Raw genomic sequence first — 20,962 nt, forward strand, 5'->3', positions numbered from 1 at the left:
CGTACATCGTACGTAGTGCGCTATGGTCAAGGCATGACCATTACGTACGCTGTACTTAGTGAGGGTCTGGAGAAGCGCTTCGGCGCCGTCCACGCCCTGCGGGGGCTGGATCTGGCCGTCGCCGAGGGCTCCGTCTGCGGGCTGCTCGGACCGAACGGCGCGGGGAAGACGACGGCCGTACGGCTGCTGACGACGCTGCTGCGGCCGGACGGCGGATCCGCCCGGGTGGCGGGGCACGATCTCGCGCGGGAGCCCGCGGCCGTGCGGAGCCGGATCTCGGTCACGGGGCAGTACGCCTCGGTCGACGGCGACCTCACCGGCCGGGAGAACCTGCGGCTGTTCGCCCGGCTGCACCGGGTGCGCGGCGCGGCCGCCCGGGCCGACGAGCTGCTGGAGCGCTTCGGGCTCGCCGGGGCCGCCGGCCGCAAGGCCTCCACCTACTCCGGCGGCATGCGGCGCCGGCTGGACCTCGCGGCGAGCCTCATCCGGCGCCCGGACGTGCTGTTCCTCGACGAGCCGACCACCGGGCTCGACCCGGCCAGCCGCAACCACGTCTGGCAGGCGGTGCGCGAGCTGAAGACGGAGGGTACGACCGTGCTGCTGACCACGCAGTACCTGGAGGAGGCCGACCGGCTCGCGGACGACATCGCCCTGATGGGCGACGGAAGGGTCGCGCACACCGGCTCGCCCGCCGAACTCAAGGCGCTCATCGGTTCGTACGCCGAGGCCGTCGTCGCCCACGCCGACGCGCTCGCGCGGGCGGCGGCCGTTCTCGATCAACTCACCGGAAGGGAGCCCGTGTTCGACCGCGAGCGCAACGCCGTCGGAGCGGTCACCACCGATCCGTCACTGACCCTGCCGCGCCTGGTGCGCGAACTCGACGGCGCGGGCGTGCCACTGCTCGACGCGAGCCTGCGCCCGCCCACCCTCGACGACGTCTTCCTGCGGCTCACCGCGGGTCCCTCCGGCCACAAGGAGCGTGCCGCGTGAACACGTTGGCGTACGACGGGCTGGCGATGACGGGCCGGCAGCTGCGCCGGGTCCGCAACAGTCCGGGGCTGGCGATCCTGACCCAGATGATGCCGATCAACATGCTGCTGTTCTTCGGCTACGTCTTCGGCAGCGCGCTGGCGATGCCCGGCCGCGAGTACCGTGCCTTCCTGGTGCCCGGGCTGCTGGTCGCGACCGCCGCCGGCGGACTGATGAACGGCATGTTCCAGGCCGCGGCGGACACCCACCGCGGGGTGATGGACCGGTTCCGGACCATGCCGGTGAGCCGGGCCGCCGTACCGCTCGGGCAGGCCGTGGCGGATCTCGTGGTGACGGCCGTCGGCACGGTGCCGCTGCTGCTGGTGGGGCTCGCGGTGGGATGGCGGATCGAGGGGTCCGCGGCCGACGCCGCCGGTGCCGTGGGGGTGCTGCTGCTCTTCCGGTTCGCCTGCACGTGTGCCGGCATCCACTTCGGGCTGCTCACGCGCAGCGAGGACGCGGCCGGGCAGCTCGGCGCCTCCTCCTTCGTGCTGCCGCTGCTGTCCAACGCGTACATCCCGACGGACAACCTGCCGGGCTGGCTGCGCGCGGTCGCCGAGTGGAATCCGATCAGCGCGGTGACGACCGCCCTGCGGAACCTCTTCGGCAACTCGCCCGTCCCGCGGGGCGCCGCCTGGCCGGTGGCGCATCCGGTCGCCGGCGCGCTCGCGTGGAGCCTCGTGCTCATCGCCGTGTTCCTGCCGCTGGCCGTGCGCCAGTACGGCCGGCGCCGCTGATCCGGCACCGCGGACACGGCGCGCCGGCGCCTTCGGCAGGGTGGGACGGGCCGGTGGAGGTGTCCGTGCTGGGCGAATACGGGCGAGTCGGCGGCCCGGGTGCCGGGCGGGGACGGGGCACGGGCGGGCGACGTGCCCGCGCTCGGACCGCACACCGGGGCGCTGCTGCGTGCCGTGGGGATGACGGACGACGAGGTCGCAACGGTGCGCCGGGACGGGGTGGCGGCCGGAGCGCGGGCACCCCGGAAGGACTCAGGGGCCGCCCGCCCGGTCAGCGGCGGCTCGCCGCCGGCTCGGCGCGCTCAGTGCCCGCGTCCGTGGCCGCCGAACAGCGAGCGGCGCAGCCGGCGCAGCGGCGCGAACAGGGAGACGCGGCTGACCCGCTTGCCCCGGTCGCTGCGCTGGTGCGCGGTGTCACGCGCCGTCAGCTCACGCATCAGGGACGTCGCCTCGGCCGTCTTCTGCTGCGGTATGGCGGGACCCGCCAGCACCGACAGATGGCGGTCCAGACGCGAACTGGTCGCGCTGCTCCCGCAGGTGATCGCAGGGACCCTGGCCCTGCTGCGCACTGTTATCTGCTCCATGTCACTCCCCACCCGTACGAGTCCACCCGGCCCGGGCAGGGTAACCCTATCGCCCCAGGGCGGCACGCGTGTATCTCGCCCGCAGGATTCACCTTCCCCGCAAGGCGGTTGACCATCCCTCTTTGACTACTCTCCGAATCCGACCGATTTCAGGGTGAGTTGGACAATGGGCTGGCCGGTTGGCTGCACCGAACCACCCTCGGGCTCGACGGTTACGGCGAGTGACGTCGACGAGGTGTCGAGTCCCCCGGCGACCAAGGGCGTGTCGCCCGCGAGGAGCCCGAGGGAGCGCGGTTGCGCGCGCGAGCGCATGAGCCAGAGCTGGTGGACGCGCCCTCCGGTCGGGGTGCCGTATCCGCTCAGGGTGACGACGGCCTCCCGGCGCGAGGCGGAAGCGATCACTCCGATCCGTCGGCCCTGTGGGTCCTCGCGGCTCGTGGCGCGGGCGTCGGGCGCCGCGAGAACGTGGGCGATCTCACGTGCCCTGGCCTGGGCGGCGTCGAGACGGCCTTGCGTGCGGTGCGCCTGGACCCCGAAGAGGGAGGCGACGACGAGGGCCGCGGCGGCGGTGGCCGTGGCGAACGGCACGAAGACGGGGCGCGCGCGGGGGGTACGGACGCGTCGCGGCGGCGGCTGGGCGCCCCAGACGTGCGGCGGCAGCCGGCTCGGGCGCTGCGCGGCCGGGGCCCCGGACACCGGGGCCGGGTCCTGCGGGGTCGCGCGGACGGCGGCCAGCACCCGGTCCCGCAGCGCGGCCGGGGCCGGGGCCGCCGCGGACCAGGCGAGGCGCACCGCGTCCTCGGCCAGCGCCCGGGTCTCGGCGGCACACCGCTCGCAGCCCAGCAGGTGCTTCTCGAACCGGCGCCGCTCGCCCGCTTCGAGGGCGTCGAGGACGTACGGCGCCGCGAGGGAGTGCCGGTCGCCGCGGCGCCCCGGCCCGCCGAGGATGCTCATGCGACGCCTCCCAGGCACTGGCGCAACCGGGTGAGTCCGTCGCGCATCCGCGTCTTGACCGTGCCGAGCGGCAGCGAGAGCCGCTCCGCCACCTCGCGATAGGTGTAGCCGTCGTAGTAGGCGAGGGTCACGGACTGGCGCTGCAGGTCCGTGAGCCGCCTCAGACAGCGGCGCACCCATTCGCGCTCCAGCCCGGCCTCGACCTCCTCGGCGACCTGGTCGAACGCGGGCTCCCCGGCGCGCAGGGCCTCCCGCTGCTCGCGCTCGCCGGCCGCGCGGGCGCTGCGCACCCGGTCGACGGCGCGGCGGTGCGCGAGGGTGAGGATCCACGACAGGGCACTGCCCCGGCCGGGGTCGAACCGGGCCGCGGACCGCCAGGTCTCCAACAGCACCTCCTGGGCCACCTCCTCGGACTGGGCGGGGTCGCGCACGACCCGCCGGACGAGTCCGTACACCGGACCGGACACCAGGGCGTAGAGGTCCTCGAACGCCCTGTGGTCGCCGCCCGCGACGAGCACCAGCAGCTCGTCCGCCTGTATGCGGGCACCTTCTCCGTGGCCGCAGCCGGCCCCTCCCCGTGCTCCACGCATCCGCACGAACGCCCACCTCCCGCCGGTGATACGGATCGGCGGGCCGAAAACGCGGGTCGGGCGGCACCCGGAATTTTTTTCCCGTCCGGCCAATCCGGTCGGGAGCCGCGCTCCGAATGAGCGTCGTTCCCGGCACCACCCCACCCCCCGGACCGGCGCGGCCCGTTACTCCCCCTCCCCCCACGGCGGGCCGCGCCACCTCCCGGATCGGTGCTGGAGGGAGCCGCAACCGCCTCCGCCTGAGCTACGTTTGTGGGGGAATCACGCGACATGCGTGGGGGCGCTCGTGTCCGAAGACCCGGGCCGCGACCGTGTGATCGCGGGCCGCTACCGTCTGCTGTCCCCGCTGGGCGAGGGTGGCATGGGCACCGTGTGGCGCGCCCGGGACGAGGTGCTGCGGCGGGAGGTCGCCGCCAAGGAGGTGCGGGCCCCGGCCGGGATGCCCGCCGCCGACGTCGAGCGGATGTACGCCCGCCTGGAGCGGGAGGCGTGGGCGGCGGCCCGGGTCGCGAACCGCAACGTGGTCACCGTCGCCGGCACCCGCCCCACCGTGAACGTCGCCGTTCGGGACCGGTGGCGGCTTGATTCAGCGGGTGCGGGTGACCCTGACGGCGTACTCGGGAAGCGGGTCGGCCGAGAACGCGATCAGCGTCGGGGTCCGGAGCCCGTCGCGGTCGGCGTCCAACGCCGTGCCGTCTCGGTGACGTGCCCGACGGCGACGGAGACCCCGTCGGGCGGGGCCTCCGCTTCCGCGTCGGGCTCGTCCGGCACGTCACCCTGGCGGGCGAGCCCGTACGGGTGAGGTGTTGACGCTCGCGCGTGTCACGCGTTGTTCGTGAACACGGGCAGGTAGCCGCCGGAGTGGCCGGACGCGGTGGGGTGGTACGACTCGCTGATGTCGAGCCAGTTCACGCTGTGCAGCCACGAGTCGCCGGAGCAGATCTCGTGGGTGGAGAAGGCGGAGCGGACGTCGGCGAAGACGAATCCGTGCGCCGCGGCGCGCGCCTGGATGGCGTTGTCGATGTAGTCGGCGGCACCGTTGATCGCGGAGCGCTTGGTGTCGGACAGGCCGAGGCAGGTCTGTCCGAGCAGGTAGAAGCGGGGGTAACTGAGCACGACCACCCGGGCGCCCGGGGCCTTGGCGCTGATCGCGTTGTAGACGTTGTCGAGCTTGCCGGGGAGCGTGGAGTCGACGTACGCCTTGGCGGTGTTGATCCGGTTGATGCAGTCGCTGTCGGACTGGAGCACGCACGTCGTCATGACGTTGGAGAACCCGGCGTCGTTGCCGCCGATCGTGATGGACACCAGCGACGTGCCGGAGTTGAGGGAGCCGAGCTGGTTGCCGAGGACGTCGTCCGTGGTGGCGCCCGAGCAGGCGTTGAAGGCGAACGACGACGGGGAGTGGGCCGCGTTCCACAGGTACGGGTACGCGTTGGTGCTGCGGTCGCAGCTGCCGCTGGAGCTGATGTAGCTGCCCGCTCCCACCCCGGAGGAGTAGGAGTCACCGAGCGCCACATAGCCGCCGGTCGCCGCTGTCGAGGCCTGGGCCGCCGCGGCGCCGCCGAGTCCGAGGCCGGCGGCGAGGAGGAGTGAGGTCACGAATCGGGTAAGTCTGGAACGACTCATAGTGCCTCCCTTTAGCAGGATCTCTGCTCTCCAACCGTGGTAGCTCCTACGCGCGTTGACCGGAAGTGTTCATGCCAAGACTTTTTAAGCCTGAACCAGAACACCCGGAGAAATTCACCGCCCGACGCCTTGCGCGTGCATGCCGGTTGTGTTGACCGCAAGTCAACTCGGCCGCCCGACGGCGTCTTGACGCCCCGCCCCGGCCTGCGCCACATTGAAGCGCGACATCCCGCGCGTCGGGGTCAAATCGGGGGGCACAGTAGCCAATGCAGACCTTACGCACCAAGTCACGTTCATCGGACGGCGCCACCGACGACCCCCAAGGGGTGCGGCCGGGTCCGGGGAGGGACCTGTCGCCGCTGCTCACGGGGGCCGCGACCGCCGTCGCGGCGGTCGGCGCGCTGCTGGCGCTCACCGGCTCCGGCTCACCGCTGCGCGGCCCGTGCACGCTGTTCTTCCTGCTCGCCGCGCCGGCCGCGGCCGTCGCCGCCGCGCTGCGCGGGCTGGATCCGTACGCCCGGACGCTCGTCGCCCTCGCGGGCTCGGTCGTCCTCGACATGCTGGTCGCCCAGGTCATGCTGGCCGTGCACCGCTGGTCCGTGCGCGGTGGCGTGATCGCGGTGACGGCTCTGAGCCTGCTGCTCCTCCTGTCGGTCATCGTCCGGGGAAAAGCGAGTTCGGGTAAACGAACAGAAGAGTGAACGACGCAGGCCAAAGTTGTGTAACGGCCAAACCAACAAAAACGTGAGGCAGCCGTCCAGGCCTTGCCTTTCGGGTTCAATCGTCAATACCGTCGTACATCTCACCCGCACCGGCACGTCGGCACACGGCTCCAGGGGAGGGCTCAGGGCCGCGGCGTCACCGGCGCGGGGCGCGGTAGGGGGGTGCCGTGCTCGGTGACCGCAACTGTGACCGAGTCGTGCCGCGCGACCGGCTGCCGTATTTCCCGGCCAGACCGGCCAGCTTTGCCAGCTCATCGGCGTGCACGGAGATCGATTCGCCGTACCGAAGATGAGAACCCCCCTTTCGAACCGGACACACAACGGGGCCGCCCGGGGGCGGGCGGTCCACCGGACGAGAGGGAAAAGAATCATGAGTTCCGTTCTGCGCCCGCCGGCTTCGGGGCAAGATCCGTTAATCGCCACGCACTACCGGCCGATCTCCTCTCATCTGGCGATCACTCCCCCGGTGAGCGTGGTGATTCCCGCGATGAACGAGGCGGAGAATCTCCCGTACGTCTTCAAGACCCTTCCGGAGTGGATACACGAAGTCGTTCTGGTGGACGGCAATTCCACGGACGACACGGTCGAGGTGGCCCGGTCCCTGTGGCCCGGCGTCCGGGTCGTCGAACAGCGCGGCAAGGGCAAGGGGGACGCCCTGATCACCGGGTTCGAGGCCTGCCGCGGCGACATCATCGTGATGGTCGACGCGGACGGCTCGGCCGACGGCGGCGAGATCGTCAGCTACGTCTCCGCGCTCGTCTCCGGCGCCGACTTCGCCAAGGGCTCCCGCTTCGCCAACGGCGGCGGCACCGACGACATGACCTTCGTCCGCAAGCTCGGCAACTGGGCGCTGTGCACGGTCGTCAACCGCAAGTTCGGCGCCCGCTACACCGACCTGTGCTACGGCTACAACGCCTTCTGGCGGCACTGCCTCGACAAGATCGACCTCGACTGCACCGGCTTCGAGGTCGAGACGCTGATGAACATAAGAGTGGTCAAGGCCGGTCTGAAGGTCCAGGAGATCCCGAGCCACGAGTACCTCCGCATCCACGGCACCAGCAATCTGCGGGCCGTGCGCGACGGGCTCCGGGTACTCAGGGTCATCCTCAAGGAGCGCTCCAACCGGCGTGAGCTGCGCCGCCAGGAGCACCCCTCGCCGATGCTCGACGCGGTCCGGGGAGAGGTGTCTTGACAGATCCCGGCATCTCCGTCGTGATCTGCGTGTACACCGAGGACCGCTGGGAGGACATCCTCGCGGCGGTCTCCTCGGTGCGCGCGCAGTCGTATCCGGCGCTGGAGACACTCCTGGTCGTGGACCACAACCCGGCCCTGGGGGACCGGCTGGAGCGCGAGTACAAGGAGACCGAGGGCGTCCGCGTCCTCGCCAACGCGGGCCCGCGCGGGTTGTCCGCCGGCCGCAACACCGGCATCGCCGCCTCGCACGGCGACGTGATCGCCTTCCTCGACGACGACGCCGTGGCCGAACGCGACTGGCTGCGCCGCTTCGCCGAGTCCTACGCCGACCCGCGCGTCATGGCGGTCGGCGGCCGCACGGTGCCCGTCTGGGCGTCGGGCCGGCGGCCCGTCTGGTTCCCGGAGGAGTTCGACTGGGTGGTCGGCTGCACCTACAAGGGGCTGCCGCCCGGCCGGGTCCGGGTACGCAACGTGCTCGGCGGGAACGCCTCGTTCCGGCGCACGGCGTTCGACGCGGCGGGCGGCTTCGCCACGGGCATCGGCCGCGACGGCGACCGCCGCCCGCTCGGCTGCGAGGAGACCGAGCTGTGCATCCGCCTCACCCGCGCCCGCCCCGACGCCGTCCTGCTCATCGACGACCGGGCGGTCATCCACCACCGGGTGCCCGAGCCCCGCGAACACTTCGCCTACTTCCGCACCCGCGCCTACGCCGAGGGCCTGTCCAAGGCGCTGGTCGCCCGGAGCGTGGGCGCGGACAAGGGGCTCGAGTCCGAGCGCCGTTACGCGACGCGGGTGCTGCCCGCCGGGGTCGCCCGCGGCCTGCGGGACGCCCTGCTGGCCCGGCCGGGCGGCGCGGGCCGCGCGGGCGCCATCGTCGCGGGGGTGCTCACCGCGGCGGGCGGCTACGTCGTGGGCAGCGTGCGGGCACGGCAGGGCGGTACGACGTTCAGGGCGGCGCCGATCGAAGGAGGCACAGGTGAGTGACACTCCCGTACCGGTCCTCATGTACCACTCCGTCGCCACCGCCCCCAACGACGCCACCCGGGCCCTGTCGGTGGCGCCCGAGGCGTTCGCCGAGCAGATGGCGCTCGTCGGCGGCCTGGGCCTGACCCCGCTGACCACCGCCGAACTCGCCGCGCGCTGGCGCACCGGCCGCCCGCTGCCCGACCGGCCGGTGCTGATCACCTTCGACGACGGCTACGCGGGCGTGCACCGGCACGCGCTGCCCGTGCTCGCCCAGCACGGCTTCCCGGCCACGCTGTTCGTCTCCACCGGCTGGATCAGGGGCGCGCACGACACCGGAGGCGGCCTCGACACCATGCTCGACTGGCCGCAGGTGCGCGAACTGGCGTCGGCCGGCGTCGAGATCGGCGGCCACAGCCACACCCACCCGCAACTCGACCAGCTCGGCGACGACGCGCTGCGCACGGAACTGAGCCGCTGCACGGAGATCGTCGCGGCCGAACTCGGCGACCGGCCGGTGTCGTTCGCCTACCCCTACGGCTACTCCGACCGCAGGGTCCGCCGGGCCGTGCGCGCGGACGGGTACCTCCAGGCCCTCGCCGTCGGCAACGCCCTCGCCCGCCGCCGGCAGGGGCCGTACGCGCTGCGGCGGGTCACGGTCCGCCGCTCCACCGGCGCGGCCGAGTTCGAGCGGCTGCTCCAGGGCCGGGCCGTCGCCCGCGCCTTCGTCAGGGACCGCGCCCTCACCAAGGGCTACGCCCTCGTCCGCAGAGCCCGTCAGGTCCGCCGGAAGGCCATCCGTTCCCGTGTCTGACACGACCACCACGACCGAGTCCACGACGGCCGGCGCCGAGGCGCCCCGCAAGTCCGGGCGCCGCCTGCGGCTGCCCGGCACCGGCCGGTCCCCCGGCGGCAGCCCGCTGTTCCGCAACGCCTACGCGCTGATGCTCAACACCGGCATCAGCGCCGTCCTCGGGCTCGGCTTCTGGCTGGCCGCCGCCCGCTACTACTCCGAGTCGGCGGTCGGGCAGGGCTCGGCCGCCATCGCCGCGATGAAGTTCCTCGCCGGACTGACCGCGGTCACCCTGACCGGCGCCCTGGCCCGGTTCATCCCGGTCGCCGGACGGCGCACCGGCACGCTCATCTTCCGTACGTACGCGGGCAGTTCGCTGGTGGTGGCGCTGGCGGCGGGCGTCTTCCTGCTCACCCTGGACACCTGGGGACCGTCGTACCGCTTCCTGCACGGCACACTCAACGGCGTCGGCTTCGTCGTGGCCGTCATGGCCTGGAACCTGCTCACCCTCCAGGACGGGGTGCTGACCGGGCTGCGCAGCGCGACCTGGGTCCCGGTGGGCAACACCGTGTTCTCGGCGGTGAAGCTGGCCCTGCTCGCCGCGTTCGCCGTCGCCCTCCCCACCATCGGCGTCTTCGTCTCCTGGGTCGCCGCGATCGCCACCTCGGTGGTGCCGCTGGGCTGGCTGGTGTTCCGGCGGCTGGTGCCCCGGCACGTCACGGCGACCGAGGGCCACACCGACCCGCCGACGCTGAGGCAGGTCGGCAGGTTCCTGGCCGGGGACTACACCGGCTCGCTGTTCTCCCTCGCGGTGATCTACCTGGTCCCCGTGATCGTCGCCTCGCAGGTCAGCTCGGAGCAGAACGCGTACTTCTACATCGCCACCACCATCGGCGGAACGACCGACCTGCTCGCCATCAACATGGGCGCGTCCCTCACCGTCGAGGGCTCGCACGACCCGGAGCGGCTGGCCGCCAACACCCGCGCCGCGCTGAAGCGGATGGCCCGGATCATGCTGCCCATCGCCGCGGTGCTGGTCCTCGGCGCGCCCTGGATCCTCGGCGTGTTCGGCCCGGGCTACGCGGACGCGGCGACCCCGCTGCTGCGCTGGCTGGCGGTGGGCTCGGTGCTGCGGGTGGTGATCGAGACCTACTTCGCCGTGCTGCGTGCCCGCAGCCGCACGGGCGGACTGGCCGTGTTCCAGGGGCTGTTGTGCGTGTGCGTACTGGGCTCGACCCTGCTGCTCCTGCCCCGGATGGGACTGACCGGCGCGGGCGTCGCCGAGGCCGGCAGCCTCGCGGTGGTCGCCGCGATCGCCGCGCCGAGGCTGTGGCGGACGCTCCGCACCGCTCCCGCCGCCGCGGCCGCGGCCGCGGCCGAGGACACGGCGCCCGACGGGGACCTCGCCGACCTGGGGGCGGGGGGTACGACGCGCCGGCCCGGGCCGGCCTGGGCGCTGGACTCCGACACCCTCGCCCTCGGCATCCACGTCGACTTCGACCACGCCGAACGCCGCCCGGACGTCCGCCCGGGCCCCGGCACACCGCCCGCCGGCACCCCGGTGCCCGCGCTGGGACTCCCCGTCGAGACGCGGGCGCCCGGCAGCGAGGTGTCGCTGAGCCCGGCCGAGGCGGCGCTAATGCGGGAGGCCGAGGCGGCGGAGGTCGACGCGCCGTTCACGACGGGGGAACTGGACGCCTCCCTCGCCGGGAGCGGCGCGCCCGCGCCCGCCGCCGATCCCGCCGCGCCGAGCGGGACCACGCCCCCGGCCTCGTTGCGCCGGCACCCGGCCCCCACCCGCTGCGGAGTCGTCCTCGGCTGTCTGCTGGTCGCCGCGCTGCTGCTGTACTGGGTGCCCGCGCTGCGCCTCGGCGAGGCCGATCTGGACCGCATGGGCGGGCTCGGGCTGGTCTCGGTGCTGCCGCTGCCCACGCTGGCCGGGGCCGGGCTGCTGGTCACGGTCTTCGCCGCGCTGCTGTGGCTGCGCCGTGAGCACCGGGCACTGCTGCTGGTCACCCTGCTGGCGACGGTCGTGTCACTGCACGCGCTGCCCGCGGTGATCGAGACCGAGCCGCGCTTTCCGACGGCCTGGCAGCATCTCGGCTTCCTCGACTACATCGACCGCACCGGCTCCGCCGTACCGGACCTGGACGCGCGCTGGAGCTGGCCGGGCTTCTTCGCGGTGGCCGCGTTCGTCGGCCGGGCGTGCGGGGTCGGCGACTTCACCGAGGTCATCCGCTGGTGGCCGACGGCGATCCAACTCGCCTACCTCGCCCCGCTGTTCCTGCTCACCCGGTCGCTGCGGGCGAGCTGGCGGGCGAAGTGGACCGGCGTGTGGCTGTTCGTGCTGTGCGGCTGGGTCGGGCAGGACTACTTCTCCCCGCAGGGCTTCACCTATCTGCTGTACCTGGTGTTCGTGGCGATCCTGCTGGTCTGGTTCCGTCCGCCGCGCCTGATCTGGACGCGGTTCCGCCCGGGCGAGGCCGAACCGGCACCGGCCGGCCGCCGCCAACGGGCGGTGCTGCTACTGGTGTTGCTGGGCCTGTACGCGGCGAGCGTGCCCGCGCACCAGCTCACTCCGTTCGTCATGCTCGGCGTGCTCGCTGCCCTGGTCCTGCTGGGCCGGTCCGAACTGCGCGGCCTGCCCCTGCTGTTCGCCGTCGTGGTCGCGGTGTGGATCGGCTTCATGGCGGAGCCGTACTGGTCCGGGCACTTCAACGACCTGTTCGGCGGGGTCGGCGGGGTCGGCAGCAATGTCTCGACCTCCGTCTCGGGCCGGATCCAGGGCGGCAGTTCGACCCACAAGCTGGTGCTGTACGTCCGGGTGCTGCTGGCCGGCTCGATGATGGCGTTCGCCTGCTGGGGCTGGTGGCGCCGGCGCTTCCACCGCTACCGCGAACGCTCCCTGCTGGTGCTGACCTTCGTGCCGTTCCTGGGCTTCGGCATGCAGTCGTACGGCGGTGAGATGGCGCTGCGCGTCTTCATGTTCGCGGTGCCGGGCGCGGCCCTGCTCGGCGCACTCGCCCTGTTCCCGCGCACCGGGGCCACCGCGAAGGAGCGCGAGAAGGACCGCGTCAGCCTCGCCCCGCTGGCCGCGCTGCTCGCCGGGCTGCTGCTGATGGGCGGCTTCCTGGTGGCCCGCTGGGGCAACGAGACGTTCGAGCGGACCCGGCCCGGCGAGGTCGCGGCGATGGACTGGGTGTACGCCCACGACAAGCCGACGGTGCGGCTGCTGTGGCTGACCCAGGACACCGTCAACGACGTCACCCCGGCGCTGCCGTGGGGCGCGAGGGACATGGAGCGGGTGAACTACGTGCCCACCCTGGCCCCGACCGACCCGGTGCTGGTGTCGGGCCTGGTCAAGTCGCTGAAGGACGCCGGCCCGAACTCCTATCTCATGATCGACCGCAGCCAGGCGACGTACCTCCGGCTGGACGCGGGCTACTCCGCGACCTGGGAGCACCGGCTGATCGAGAACCTCGACGGCCGGCGCGACCTGACGAAGGCCTTCGCCAACGACGACGTCACCGTGTACGCGCTCGGCAAGCGGCCGGCGGGCGCGGTGCCGCAGCCGGCTCCGGGGCCGATCGGGCCGCTGGTGACCTGGACCCCGTGGTCGGTGGTCGGCGCCTTGGCCGCCGTGGTGCTGGTCCTGCTGCTGGCCGCACGCGAGGTCGTGCGTGTCGCCGCCCGCCCGGGTGTACGCCAGCTGCGACTGCTCCAGGGCATGTTCTGGTTCGCACTGCCGCTGCTGGCGGTGGTGCTGGCCTCGCTGGTGCAGCGGTTCATGACGATGAAGTGAGGGGTGGCGCGGTGGGGTGGCTCAGCGGTCGAGCCACTTCACCTCGTACGGCCGCATGTCGAACCGCTTGCCGTCGACCTGTGCGCTGATCGTCCGGTTCCGCGTGTTGACCACGAGGACGGTCCTGGCGGTGGCCAGCACGCGCACGTCCGGGACGTCGTCGGGCGCGACCTGGAGCGTCTCGTACGCCGTCCCCGGCGGGAACGCCCGGGCGAACCGGGACACCAGGTCGTACAGGGGCAGGGGCGTGCCGCCGTCACCGGTGTCGGTCGGTGTCCACAGGCAGCCGGCGCAGCCGGTGCCGGCCTTCTCCTCCGGGTTCCAGTAGAAGCCCGAGTCGGCGCCGCCCTCCACCATCGCGATCATGCCGGTGGCCTGTACGGCGACGCGGTGGGCTTCGGTCCAGCCGGTGCGGTTGCCGTCGCCGTCGCCGGGCTCGACGTAGTACTCGGCCCACCACAGCGGCAGACCGCGCGTCCGGTGCCGGATCCACCGGCCGACGGCGGTGAGCTTGTCGGTGGCCGCGAACTCGTCGGGCAGGAGTTCGTCGCCGCGGGTGTAGCTGGAGCCGTCGACCACGGTGAAGTCGGCGCCGGCCCTGTGGGCGTTCCAGTAGGAGAAGGCGTCCAGCACCCGCTGGTCCATGGCGCCCCACGGGCCCTTCACCGAGCCGGAGGCGTTCGGGTCGCGCGGGTCCACACTGTCCATGACCAGGTACGGCCCGCCGACCATGATGTTCTTGTCGACCTTCTTCAGCGCCGTGTACACGAGGTTGTACAGCCGGGTGTATCCCTCGTAGTCCCAGCGGGAGCCGGCGTCGTTCCAGAAGCCCTTGAACTCGTTCCAGACGATGAAGTGCCTGACGTCCGGATAGCGCCGGGCGACGGTCGCGGCGAGGTCGGCGAAGTCCTGGTAGTGGTCGGGGGTGGGGGCGGTCTCCAGGGCGGCCCGGCTCCAGTCGGTGCGGTCCGCGCCGGCCTTGCCGCCCTTCATCCAGTCCGGGGCGCAGCACAGGGTGATCACCGGGGTGCCGCCGGAGGCCCGCATGAAGTCGATGCGGCGGTCCAGGGCGCCGAAGTCGTAGTGACCCTTGACCGGTTCGGGGTTGTCGGCGCCCCAGCCCATGATGTGCTGGTTCTGCGCCAGCCCGCCGTCCTGCCTGAGCCGCTGGGCCACCCGGCCCGTGGCGGCCCGCGCCCCCTCGTCGGCGCTGTACTGCGTGTGCGTGAGGCCCCAGCCGACGTACGGCCTCGGTGTCCCGCCGGGGACGGCCGGGGTGCCGTGCACCGTGGCGCCGTCGCGGGTGGTGCCGGCCGTGCTGGGGCCGCCGGACAGCGTGCCGAACAGGGTCACCACCAGGGCCAGCGCGGCCGCGCCGACACCGAGCAGGGCGGTGAGCCGCCACCGCCGAGTATCCGAATCCCACCCATGACGTCCCATCAAGGACAACAGTAAGGGCGGAGGGGGAGCGTCCGGCGGGTTTCCGGGACACCGGGAACAGGTCCCGGGAACACCACGGACAAGGGGAGGAAATGCCGTGCGCGGAGGGCATCGGTGGCGGATCATGGCGGCATGTCTGCGAACCCACACGACGCTCTGCCGATCCGGCTCCACGTCGACGACTCCGACTCGCCGTCCGACGTCGTCGACGCGCTGTTCCTCGGCCGCTTCGCGACGGGCGAGCAGCCGTACTCGCACGCCGCGAACATCGACCGCGTCCGCTCGGGCGCGACCCTTCTGCCCGACGGCGCCCGGGTGCTGCGCGCCGCCCGCGACGACGACCGCAGCGCCACCCTCGCCGAGGGCGACGGCTGGACCCTGCTGGTCTCCCGCTGGAACCGCGGCGCGGACATCACGGTCACCGCGACCAGCGCCGAACTCGCCCAGCGGATCCTGGACCAGGCCACGGACGGCGCGGCCGACGAGCCCGAGCCGCAGCCCGAGAACGTGACGATGGGCTTCTGGTACGTCTCCCCCCGGCGCGGTCCGCACCGCACCACCCGCCAGATCTCCGCGGGCACCTGGGACGAGATCCGGCCGAACTACTCGGCGCCGGTGGCAAACGCCATGGACCGCCTGATGAGGACGACACCGCAGGACATCGCCGGGCGTCTGCTGCTGCTGCACGGCCCGCCCGGCACCGGCAAGACCTCCGCGCTGCGCACCCTGGCCCGCTCCTGGCGGGAGTGGTGCCAGGTCGACTGCGTCCTGGACCCCGAGCGGCTCTTCTCCGACGTCGGCTACCTGATGGACATCGCGATCGGGGAGGAGGACGGCGCGGGCAAGGGCCGCTGGCGCCTGCTCCTGCTGGAGGACTGCGACGAGCTGATCCGCGGCGAGGCCAAGCACACGGCGGGCCAGGCCCTGTCCCGGCTGCTGAACCTCACCGACGGCCTGCTCGGCCAGGGCCGCAACGTCCTGGTCGGCGTCACCACCAACGAGGACCTGGAGCGCCTGCACCCGGCCGTGGTCCGCCCCGGCCGCTGTCTGGCCCGGATCGAGGTGGGCCCGCTCAGCCGCCGGGAGGCGGTGGACTGGCTCGGTGTCGAGGCCCACGGCCGGGAGGACGCCGTCGGCCGCGAGGGCGCCACCCTGGCCGAGCTGTACGCGCTGCGCCGGGGCACGGCCCCGACGTCGGTGCCGGGGGCCCGGGAGGGCGCGGACGCGGGCCTGTACCTGTAGTGCTTTGATGGTGCTGTGACCTTGTGGGTCGGCACCTCCGGGTGGCAGTACAAGGACTGGCGGGACCGCGTCTATCCGGCCGGCGTCCCGGCACGGCTGTGGCTGGAGGAGTACACCCGCCTCTTCGCGACGGTCGAGATCAACAACGCCTTCTACCGGCTCCCCTCGTTCGAGAACTTCGCGGCCTGGCGTGACCGCGTCCCGCCGGACTTCGTCGTCGCCGTCAAGGCCAGTCGCTTCCTCACCCACATCAAGCGCCTGAAGGAGCCCGACGAGCCGGTCCAGCGTCTGATGACCCACGCCGCGGGCCTCGGTGACCGCCTGGGCCCGGTCCTCCTCCAGCTCCCGCCGACCCTGCGCGCCGATCCCGCCCTGCTGGACGCCTGCCTGGCCCGCTTCCCGTCCGGTACGAGGGTGGCGGTGGAGCCCCGGCACGAGTCCTGGTGGACGGCCGAGGTGCGCGAGGTGCTGTCGGCCCGGGGCGCGGCCCTGTGCTGGGCGGACGTGCTGGCCCGCCCGGTCACCCCGCTGTGGCGCACCACCGACTGGGGCTACGTCCGCTTCCACCAGGGCCGCGCCCTGCCCTGGCCGCGCTACGGCCGCCGCTCGCTGGAGACGTGGGTGGACCGGATCGCGACGACATGGTCCGACGCGTGTGACGTGTACGCCTATTTCAACAACGATCCCGGCGGGGCGGCGGTGGAGGACGCGGTGGCGTTCGGCCGGGCGGCGAGGCGGGCGGGCCTGACGGTGACCCGGGTGCCGGAGCCGGCGAAGCACCGGTGACCTCCCCTCCCCCGCGACGGCGCCGGCCGGCGGTGCCGGGCCCTGTTCAGCCGCCGTCCGCGTAACCGGCCCGCAGGGCGTCGCGCACGGCGGCCAGCGCCTGCGCCTGACCCAGTCCCAGCCGCCGTACCCGCTCGGCGTAGGCCTGCGCGGCCAGGGACGCCTCCCGCTCCGCGGCCGAGCCGGCTGCCGCCACGAACGTACCGTTGCGCCCCCGCGTCTCGATCACCCCGTCGCTCTCCAGCGTCCGGTACGCCTTGGCCACCGTGTTCACGGCGAGCCCCAGCGACTCGGCCAGCCCCCGCACGGTCGGCAGCCGGTACCCCACCGGCAGCACGCCCGACCGCGCCTGTTCGGAGATCTGCGCCCGCACCTGCTCGTACGGGGGCGCGCTGTCATCGATGCGGATCTTCAGGCTCACGGCCCGATTCTCCCGCACGCGCGGGAAAATGAGAGGCACGTCGGTGCGTCGGCCCGTACGGTCCCCTGTCATGACTGTGATCGTGCGCGATCTGCGCCCGGACGACCGCCGCGACGTCGAGGACTTCGCGCGGGTACGGCATGTCGCGCTCCCGTACGTCCTGTGGACCCCGCAGGCCATGCTCCACCACCTCACCCGTACACCGCCCGAGGCCCGGTTCCGGTCCCTCGTGGTGGAGGAGGACGGCGAGGTGACGGGCACCGCCCAGGTGTCCCTCGCGTACGACAGCCCGGAGCCGGGCCAGGGGATGCTCAACGTCTATGTGCACCCGGAGCGGACACGGCGCGGCGCGGGCGGACTGCTGGTCCGTGCGGCCGAGGAGCACCTGTCCGCGCACGGGGCGACCAGGCTGTTCGCGTGGGTCCTGGACGAGCCCGAGAACCGCTCCTTCGCCGAGCGGCACGGCTATCGCCCCGGCCGCTCCGCCCATTTCCTCCGGCTGGACCTGGCCGGCGCCGCGCTGCCGGCGCCGCGCACGCCGCCGGGCGTCGAACTGCGCACAGCGGCGGACTTCGCGGACGATCCGCGCCCGCTGTTCCGGCTGGACGCGGAGACGACGTCGGACGAGCCGGGTGATGTCGACACCGAGCTGACCGACTACCAGACCTGGCTCGACATGACCTGGGGGCACCCGCTGCTCGACCGGCGGCTGACCACGGTGGTGCTGGCGCGGGGCCGCCCGGTCGCCTTCAGCGTGGCCTTCACCGACGGCGCGCGCTATGTCACTGCGATGACGGGCACGGCGCGTGCCTTCCGCGGGCGCGGTCTGGCGAGGCTGGCCAAGACGGCCGCGCTGCACCGCGCCCGCGCCGCCGGCTGTACGGAGGCGCTCACGGGCAACGACGCCGGCAACGCCCCGATGCTCGCGATCAACAGGTCCCTCGGCTACCAGGTCTGCGCGACGGAGGTCCGCTATGTCCGTGAACTCGACTGACCCGGCGACCGAGTTGGAGGTCGTGCTGGTCAAGGCGGGCCGTACGAAGATCCGTTATCCGGCCACGCTGCTCCACGACGACGGCACCCGCGTCGTCGTACGCGCGCGGTGGGCGGGTGCGGGGGTCCGCGACTTCGGGTTCGTCCGCTTCGAGCCGGGTGACGTCTTCACCGAGTACTACTGGCGGGACCGCTGGTACGCGGTGAAGGAGGTCCGCGCCGGGGACGGCACCGTGAAGGGCTGGTACTGCGACATCACGCGCCCGGCGGTGCGCACCGGCGCCCAACTGGTCGTGGAGGACCTCGACCTGGACCTGTGGCGCTCCGCCGACGGCGGTGACGTACGGCGGCTGGACGAGGACGAGTTCGCCGCGAGCGGGCTGGCGGTGACGGACCCCGGGGCCGCGTCCGCCGCCGTGGCGGCACTGGACGCGCTGGAGACGCTGGCCCGCGCCGGCGGCTTCGCCGGCCTGCTGGCCTGACATTTTCGAGGGCCCGGGGGCGGCGGCCCCGCAGGCCCCGGCTGCTTCGGCCGCCTGCCGCCGGCTCGGCTCACCCGGTCGCCACCACCGCGTACCGCTCGTCGGTCACGGTCTTGCCCCACAGCACGGGGTCACCGGACAGTCGCTCCACGCGTATGTCCATGCCCAGCGGCGCGAGCAGGGCGGTGAGGGCGTCGGCGGGTATGCCGACGGGGTCCAGGGTCCCCCAGACGCCTTCCACCAGCACGAACCGGCCGCCGGGCCGCAGCAGTGTCCGCCAGTGCCGCAGCACCCGGTCGGGTGCGGGCAGGGCCCACAGCACATGCCGTACGAGGACCGTGTCGAAGCGCCGGTCGCCGACCGGCGGGCTCGCGGCGTCCCCGCACAGCACCGCCGCGTCGCGCCCGGCGAGCTTGGCGCGGGCCCGCTCGGCCATCGCCGGGGACGAGTCGACCGCCGTCACCGAGTGCCCCTGCTCGACGGCGAGGAGCGACAGGCTGCCGGTGCCGCAGCCGAGGTCGAGGACGTCGGCGGGGTGCCCGGGCAGCCAGGTCCGCAGCCGGGCGGCCCAGGCGGCGCGGACCTCGGGGTCGCGCAGACCGTGGTCGGGCTCGTCGTCGAAACCGGCGGCCTCGGCCTCCCAGTCGAGGCCGCCGGCGCCAGGCCGGGCCGGATGGTGCATCGCGTTCGTCATGGCCCCAGAGTGACACCCGCCACTGACAATCAGGCTCGGATGAGGAACTCTCCCCGAAAGCGCCTATCTCCGCGCCACCGCGGAACCCGGTAGGTCGTGAAGGAGGCAGCCATGCGCCGTACAACCGTGCAGAAGCCCCTCAAGAGGACGGACAGCCGCCGGACCCGCGACGAGGCGGAGGAGCGCCCCGCGGCACGGCCGGAGGTGCGCAGGGACATCGCCCGCACCTGGTGGCCCGACAGCTGAGCCGCGCGAGCGGTCAGTCCAGCCGCTTGCGGTAGTGGATGCGGTCGTAGGGCCCGTCGACCCGCCGCTCCACGACCTCGTAGCCGTACTTCGGATAGATCTCCTGGTTCTCCCACATCATCGCGTTGGTGTAGAGCCTGACCTCGGGCAGAGCGAGGTCACGCGCGCGTGCGTCCACGAACTCCAGCAGGCGCCGTCCCGTGCCCCGGCGGTGCGCGTCGGGGTGCACGGCGATGCTGCCGAGGAAGAGGTGGTCGTCGCGGGCCTCGATGACGACGAGCCCGGTCACCGGCTCCCCGAGGACGAACACCCTGCCCGCGGCCACGTCCGCCGCGTGGTCCGCCTCCATGGGCTGGGGCACCACCCCGATGCGCTCGACGTAGGGGCGGTACGCCGCGTCGGTCACGGCCTTGACCGCGGTTGCGTCCGCGGCCCGTGCGGGACGGATCTCGTCGTTCGTCATGGCGCGGAGGCTAGCTTCCTCAGCGCAGTCTCAGCACGTCCTTAACGCCACCATAAGGATCTCCGTCTTCCGCCGCCGACGGGCGATTTCACGGTTCCTCGGGGCTAGCTTCTGAGCAACTTCCGGGGCCTGTGCGGCGGCTCAGGCCGGACAGGCCCCGGACGGCACGTCAGCTCAGGGCCGACGCGCAGGTGGTGGCGCTCGCGTGGGCGGGGTCCAGCGCGTTCGCCACCTCGTGGAAGGCGATGCGGTCGAACAGGCCGATCGCGACGTGCTCGGTGAGGTCGAGCGGGCACAGGTCCTGGAGCAGGACGTTGTGGACGTCCGAGCCGCTCAGGTACTGGCTCTGCCAGGGCGTGGCCACCTCGTCGTACCGGGTGGCGATGACCGTGTAGTGCACGCCGGGGACGGTGTCGCCGTCCGCGTTGAGCTTGGCGAGGAAGGCGGAGCCGGGGATCTGGTCGGCGAGGCCGGGGGTGGTGGCCTTGATCAGGTCCGCGGCGCCGGTGAAGTAGGGCAGCAGGTTGGTCAGCCCGCTGAGGGTGGCGCCGTGGCTGTCGGGGGCGAGGCCGACGAGGGAGTTCACCTTGGCGGCGCCGCCGAGGAACTTCAGGTAGTAGCGGGGCATCATGCCGCCTTGCGAGTGGCCGACGAGGTCGGTCTTGGCGGCGCCGGTCGCGGCGAGCACCTTGTCGACGAAGGCGGACAGCTGGCCTGCGGACTGGTCGATGGGGCCGAGGCCGTAGAAGACGGGGACGCCGACGAGTTGGCCGTAGTCGAGGGAGAAGACGCAGTATCCGCGGGCCTGCAGGTAGGGGGCGAGGGAGAGCCAGTTGTCGACCGAGTTGCCCAGGGTGCCGTGGACGAGGACGACCGGGCGGGGGTGGACGGCGGAGGGCTTGCAGGACCAGTCGTTCCAGCCGGAGCTGGGGGCGTCGTCGGCGGCGTGGGCGGTGGCGGCGGGGACGGCGGCGACGGCGGCGGTGAGCAGGAGCGCGGCCAGGGGTCTGAGCGCTCGCTTCCAGGGCAGCATCGGGTGATCTCCTTGCGGCTCAAGGGAGGTGGGGGCCTTACCCTGTGATCCGGATCACGAGGATGCTGTTCACTCGTCAAGTTACGGGCGAGTAGCGCAAGTGTGAAGTTACGCGCCAGTAAAAAGTTCCCGTGTCGGCAGAGCCGTGCCGGAGCCCCGCAGCCCGTC

At 72.9% G+C, this 20,962-nt stretch carries 21 protein-coding genes and 1 pseudogene; 13 read left to right on the plus strand and 9 right to left on the minus strand.

Annotated features, from left to right (window positions below):
• The first annotated feature begins 33 nt into the window (after positions 1 to 33).
• Complete coding sequence (locus tag ACZ60X_RS35625) at positions 34 to 990, plus strand: ATP-binding cassette domain-containing protein (RefSeq protein ID WP_469607676.1); 957 nt, start codon at positions 34 to 36, stop codon at positions 988 to 990.
• Entirely contained in the window at positions 987 to 1,766 is a 780-nt protein-coding gene (locus ACZ60X_RS35630) for an ABC transporter permease (protein WP_469607679.1), read from the plus strand. Before ACZ60X_RS35625 ends, ACZ60X_RS35630 begins: the two co-directional genes overlap by 4 nt.
• A 302-nt stretch (positions 1,767 to 2,068) precedes the next feature.
• Here the strand turns inward: ACZ60X_RS35630 and ACZ60X_RS35635 are convergent, their stop codons facing one another.
• The 3 genes from ACZ60X_RS35635 to ACZ60X_RS35645 form a co-directional block, all read right to left on the minus strand.
• On the minus strand, positions 2,069 to 2,350 hold the full coding sequence (locus tag ACZ60X_RS35635; protein ID WP_399072507.1) for a hypothetical protein: 282 nt from the start codon (positions 2,348 to 2,350) through the stop codon (positions 2,069 to 2,071).
• A 126-nt stretch (positions 2,351 to 2,476) separates the two neighbouring features.
• Positions 2,477 to 3,304 (minus strand): anti-sigma factor, encoded by an 828-nt coding sequence (locus tag ACZ60X_RS35640; protein WP_469607682.1) that lies wholly within the window; start codon positions 3,302 to 3,304, stop codon positions 2,477 to 2,479.
• Entirely contained in the window at positions 3,301 to 3,843 is a 543-nt protein-coding gene (locus ACZ60X_RS35645) for a sigma-70 family RNA polymerase sigma factor (RefSeq protein WP_469607864.1), read from the minus strand. The genes ACZ60X_RS35640 and ACZ60X_RS35645 overlap by 4 nt, the downstream gene beginning before the upstream one ends.
• Before the next feature lie 337 nt (positions 3,844 to 4,180).
• Between ACZ60X_RS35645 and ACZ60X_RS35650 the strand changes: the two are divergent.
• Positions 4,181 to 4,426, plus strand: a pseudogene (locus ACZ60X_RS35650) (serine/threonine protein kinase); the annotation flags it as partial.
• 290 nt (positions 4,427 to 4,716) lie between these two features.
• Here ACZ60X_RS35650 and ACZ60X_RS35655 read toward each other — a convergent pair.
• Positions 4,717 to 5,520: an SGNH/GDSL hydrolase family protein gene (locus tag ACZ60X_RS35655; protein WP_469607684.1), complete on the minus strand. Its 804-nt coding sequence runs from the start codon at positions 5,518 to 5,520 to the stop codon at positions 4,717 to 4,719.
• A gap of 266 nt (positions 5,521 to 5,786) precedes the next feature.
• Here ACZ60X_RS35655 and ACZ60X_RS35660 point away from each other — a divergent pair, with 266 nt between their 5' ends.
• The 5 genes from ACZ60X_RS35660 (at position 5,787) to ACZ60X_RS35680 (ending at position 12,994) form a co-directional block, all read left to right on the plus strand.
• Positions 5,787 to 6,221 carry a hypothetical protein gene (locus tag ACZ60X_RS35660; RefSeq protein ID WP_469607687.1) on the plus strand — a complete coding sequence of 145 codons (435 nt, stop codon included), beginning with the start codon at positions 5,787 to 5,789 and terminating at the stop codon, positions 6,219 to 6,221.
• A 391-nt stretch (positions 6,222 to 6,612) separates the two neighbouring features.
• Positions 6,613 to 7,434: a glycosyltransferase family 2 protein gene (locus tag ACZ60X_RS35665; protein WP_469607690.1), complete on the plus strand. Its 822-nt coding sequence runs from the start codon at positions 6,613 to 6,615 to the stop codon at positions 7,432 to 7,434.
• Entirely contained in the window at positions 7,431 to 8,420 is a 990-nt protein-coding gene (locus tag ACZ60X_RS35670; protein ID WP_469607692.1) for a glycosyltransferase family 2 protein, read from the plus strand. The genes ACZ60X_RS35665 and ACZ60X_RS35670 overlap by 4 nt, the downstream gene beginning before the upstream one ends.
• The gene (locus ACZ60X_RS35675; RefSeq protein ID WP_469607695.1) at positions 8,413 to 9,213 is read left to right on the plus strand and encodes a polysaccharide deacetylase family protein; all 801 of its coding nucleotides are present in this window, start codon (positions 8,413 to 8,415) and stop codon (positions 9,211 to 9,213) included. The genes ACZ60X_RS35670 and ACZ60X_RS35675 overlap by 8 nt, the downstream gene beginning before the upstream one ends.
• Positions 9,206 to 12,994, plus strand: a complete 3,789-nt coding sequence (locus ACZ60X_RS35680) for a lipopolysaccharide biosynthesis protein (protein ID WP_469607699.1) — start codon at positions 9,206 to 9,208, stop codon at positions 12,992 to 12,994. Before ACZ60X_RS35675 ends, ACZ60X_RS35680 begins: the two co-directional genes overlap by 8 nt.
• Before the next feature lie 21 nt (positions 12,995 to 13,015).
• On the opposite strand, the gene ACZ60X_RS35685 is transcribed toward ACZ60X_RS35680, so the two are convergent.
• Positions 13,016 to 14,434, minus strand: a complete 1,419-nt coding sequence (locus ACZ60X_RS35685) for a GH39 family glycosyl hydrolase (protein WP_469607702.1) — start codon at positions 14,432 to 14,434, stop codon at positions 13,016 to 13,018.
• Positions 14,435 to 14,566: 132 nt separating this feature from the next.
• Between ACZ60X_RS35685 and ACZ60X_RS35690 the strand changes: the two genes are divergently transcribed.
• Positions 14,567 to 15,676, plus strand: coding sequence for a DUF5925 domain-containing protein (locus ACZ60X_RS35690; protein ID WP_469607704.1), 1,110 nt, complete (start codon positions 14,567 to 14,569; stop codon positions 15,674 to 15,676).
• 15 nt (positions 15,677 to 15,691) lie between these two features.
• Positions 15,692 to 16,462, plus strand: coding sequence for a DUF72 domain-containing protein (locus ACZ60X_RS35695; protein WP_469607707.1), 771 nt, complete (start codon positions 15,692 to 15,694; stop codon positions 16,460 to 16,462).
• Positions 16,463 to 16,508: 46 nt separating this feature from the next.
• Here ACZ60X_RS35695 and ACZ60X_RS35700 read toward each other — a convergent pair whose 3' ends face one another.
• Positions 16,509 to 16,883: a GntR family transcriptional regulator gene (locus ACZ60X_RS35700; protein WP_469607710.1), complete on the minus strand. Its 375-nt coding sequence runs from the start codon at positions 16,881 to 16,883 to the stop codon at positions 16,509 to 16,511.
• 70 nt (positions 16,884 to 16,953) lie between these two features.
• Between ACZ60X_RS35700 and ACZ60X_RS35705 the strand changes: the two genes are divergently transcribed.
• Complete coding sequence (locus tag ACZ60X_RS35705; RefSeq protein WP_469607713.1) at positions 16,954 to 17,877, plus strand: GNAT family N-acetyltransferase; 924 nt, start codon at positions 16,954 to 16,956, stop codon at positions 17,875 to 17,877.
• Positions 17,858 to 18,358 (plus strand): ribonuclease FAU-1 family protein, encoded by a 501-nt coding sequence (locus ACZ60X_RS35710; RefSeq protein WP_469607715.1) that lies wholly within the window; start codon positions 17,858 to 17,860, stop codon positions 18,356 to 18,358. The genes ACZ60X_RS35705 and ACZ60X_RS35710 overlap by 20 nt, the downstream gene beginning before the upstream one ends.
• A 70-nt stretch (positions 18,359 to 18,428) precedes the next feature.
• Here ACZ60X_RS35710 and ACZ60X_RS35715 read toward each other — a convergent pair whose 3' ends face one another.
• The gene (locus ACZ60X_RS35715) at positions 18,429 to 19,052 is read right to left on the minus strand and encodes a class I SAM-dependent methyltransferase (protein ID WP_469607718.1); all 624 of its coding nucleotides are present in this window, start codon (positions 19,050 to 19,052) and stop codon (positions 18,429 to 18,431) included.
• A gap of 111 nt (positions 19,053 to 19,163) precedes the next feature.
• Between ACZ60X_RS35715 and ACZ60X_RS35720 the strand changes: the two genes are divergently transcribed.
• Positions 19,164 to 19,298 carry a hypothetical protein gene (locus tag ACZ60X_RS35720; RefSeq protein WP_469607722.1) on the plus strand — a complete coding sequence of 45 codons (135 nt, stop codon included), beginning with the start codon at positions 19,164 to 19,166 and terminating at the stop codon, positions 19,296 to 19,298.
• A 13-nt stretch (positions 19,299 to 19,311) separates the two neighbouring features.
• Here ACZ60X_RS35720 and ACZ60X_RS35725 read toward each other — a convergent pair whose 3' ends face one another.
• Together ACZ60X_RS35725 and ACZ60X_RS35730 are read right to left on the minus strand one after the other, a co-directional pair.
• Positions 19,312 to 19,761 carry a GNAT family N-acetyltransferase gene (locus tag ACZ60X_RS35725; protein ID WP_469607725.1) on the minus strand — a complete coding sequence of 150 codons (450 nt, stop codon included), beginning with the start codon at positions 19,759 to 19,761 and terminating at the stop codon, positions 19,312 to 19,314.
• Positions 19,762 to 19,930: 169 nt separating this feature from the next.
• A complete protein-coding gene (locus tag ACZ60X_RS35730) occupies positions 19,931 to 20,794 on the minus strand; it encodes an esterase/lipase family protein (protein WP_469607728.1) in 864 nt (287 codons plus the stop codon).
• Positions 20,795 to 20,962 lie beyond the last annotated feature (168 nt).

It is taken from the genome of Streptomyces sp. NPDC104106 (assembly GCF_055584345.1).

Coding starts and splice junctions, on each gene's coding strand:
- ACZ60X_RS35725 (WP_469607725.1), bottom strand. CDS start 19,761: ATGACGAACGACGAGATCCGTCCCGCACGGGCCGCGGACGCAACCGCG.
- ACZ60X_RS35640 (WP_469607682.1), bottom strand. CDS start 3,304: ATGAGCATCCTCGGCGGGCCGGGGCGCCGCGGCGACCGGCACTCCCTC.
- ACZ60X_RS35730 (WP_469607728.1), bottom strand. CDS start 20,794: ATGCTGCCCTGGAAGCGAGCGCTCAGACCCCTGGCCGCGCTCCTGCTC.
- ACZ60X_RS35705 (WP_469607713.1), top strand. CDS start 16,954: ATGACTGTGATCGTGCGCGATCTGCGCCCGGACGACCGCCGCGACGTC.
- ACZ60X_RS35665 (WP_469607690.1), top strand. CDS start 6,613: ATGAGTTCCGTTCTGCGCCCGCCGGCTTCGGGGCAAGATCCGTTAATC.
- ACZ60X_RS35710 (WP_469607715.1), top strand. CDS start 17,858: ATGTCCGTGAACTCGACTGACCCGGCGACCGAGTTGGAGGTCGTGCTG.
- ACZ60X_RS35720 (WP_469607722.1), top strand. CDS start 19,164: ATGCGCCGTACAACCGTGCAGAAGCCCCTCAAGAGGACGGACAGCCGC.
- ACZ60X_RS35690 (WP_469607704.1), top strand. CDS start 14,567: ATGTCTGCGAACCCACACGACGCTCTGCCGATCCGGCTCCACGTCGAC.
- ACZ60X_RS35660 (WP_469607687.1), top strand. CDS start 5,787: ATGCAGACCTTACGCACCAAGTCACGTTCATCGGACGGCGCCACCGAC.
- ACZ60X_RS35715 (WP_469607718.1), bottom strand. CDS start 19,052: ATGACGAACGCGATGCACCATCCGGCCCGGCCTGGCGCCGGCGGCCTC.
- ACZ60X_RS35635 (WP_399072507.1), bottom strand. CDS start 2,350: ATGGAGCAGATAACAGTGCGCAGCAGGGCCAGGGTCCCTGCGATCACC.
- ACZ60X_RS35655 (WP_469607684.1), bottom strand. CDS start 5,520: ATGAGTCGTTCCAGACTTACCCGATTCGTGACCTCACTCCTCCTCGCC.
- ACZ60X_RS35625 (WP_469607676.1), top strand. CDS start 34: ATGACCATTACGTACGCTGTACTTAGTGAGGGTCTGGAGAAGCGCTTC.
- ACZ60X_RS35685 (WP_469607702.1), bottom strand. CDS start 14,434: ATGGGACGTCATGGGTGGGATTCGGATACTCGGCGGTGGCGGCTCACC.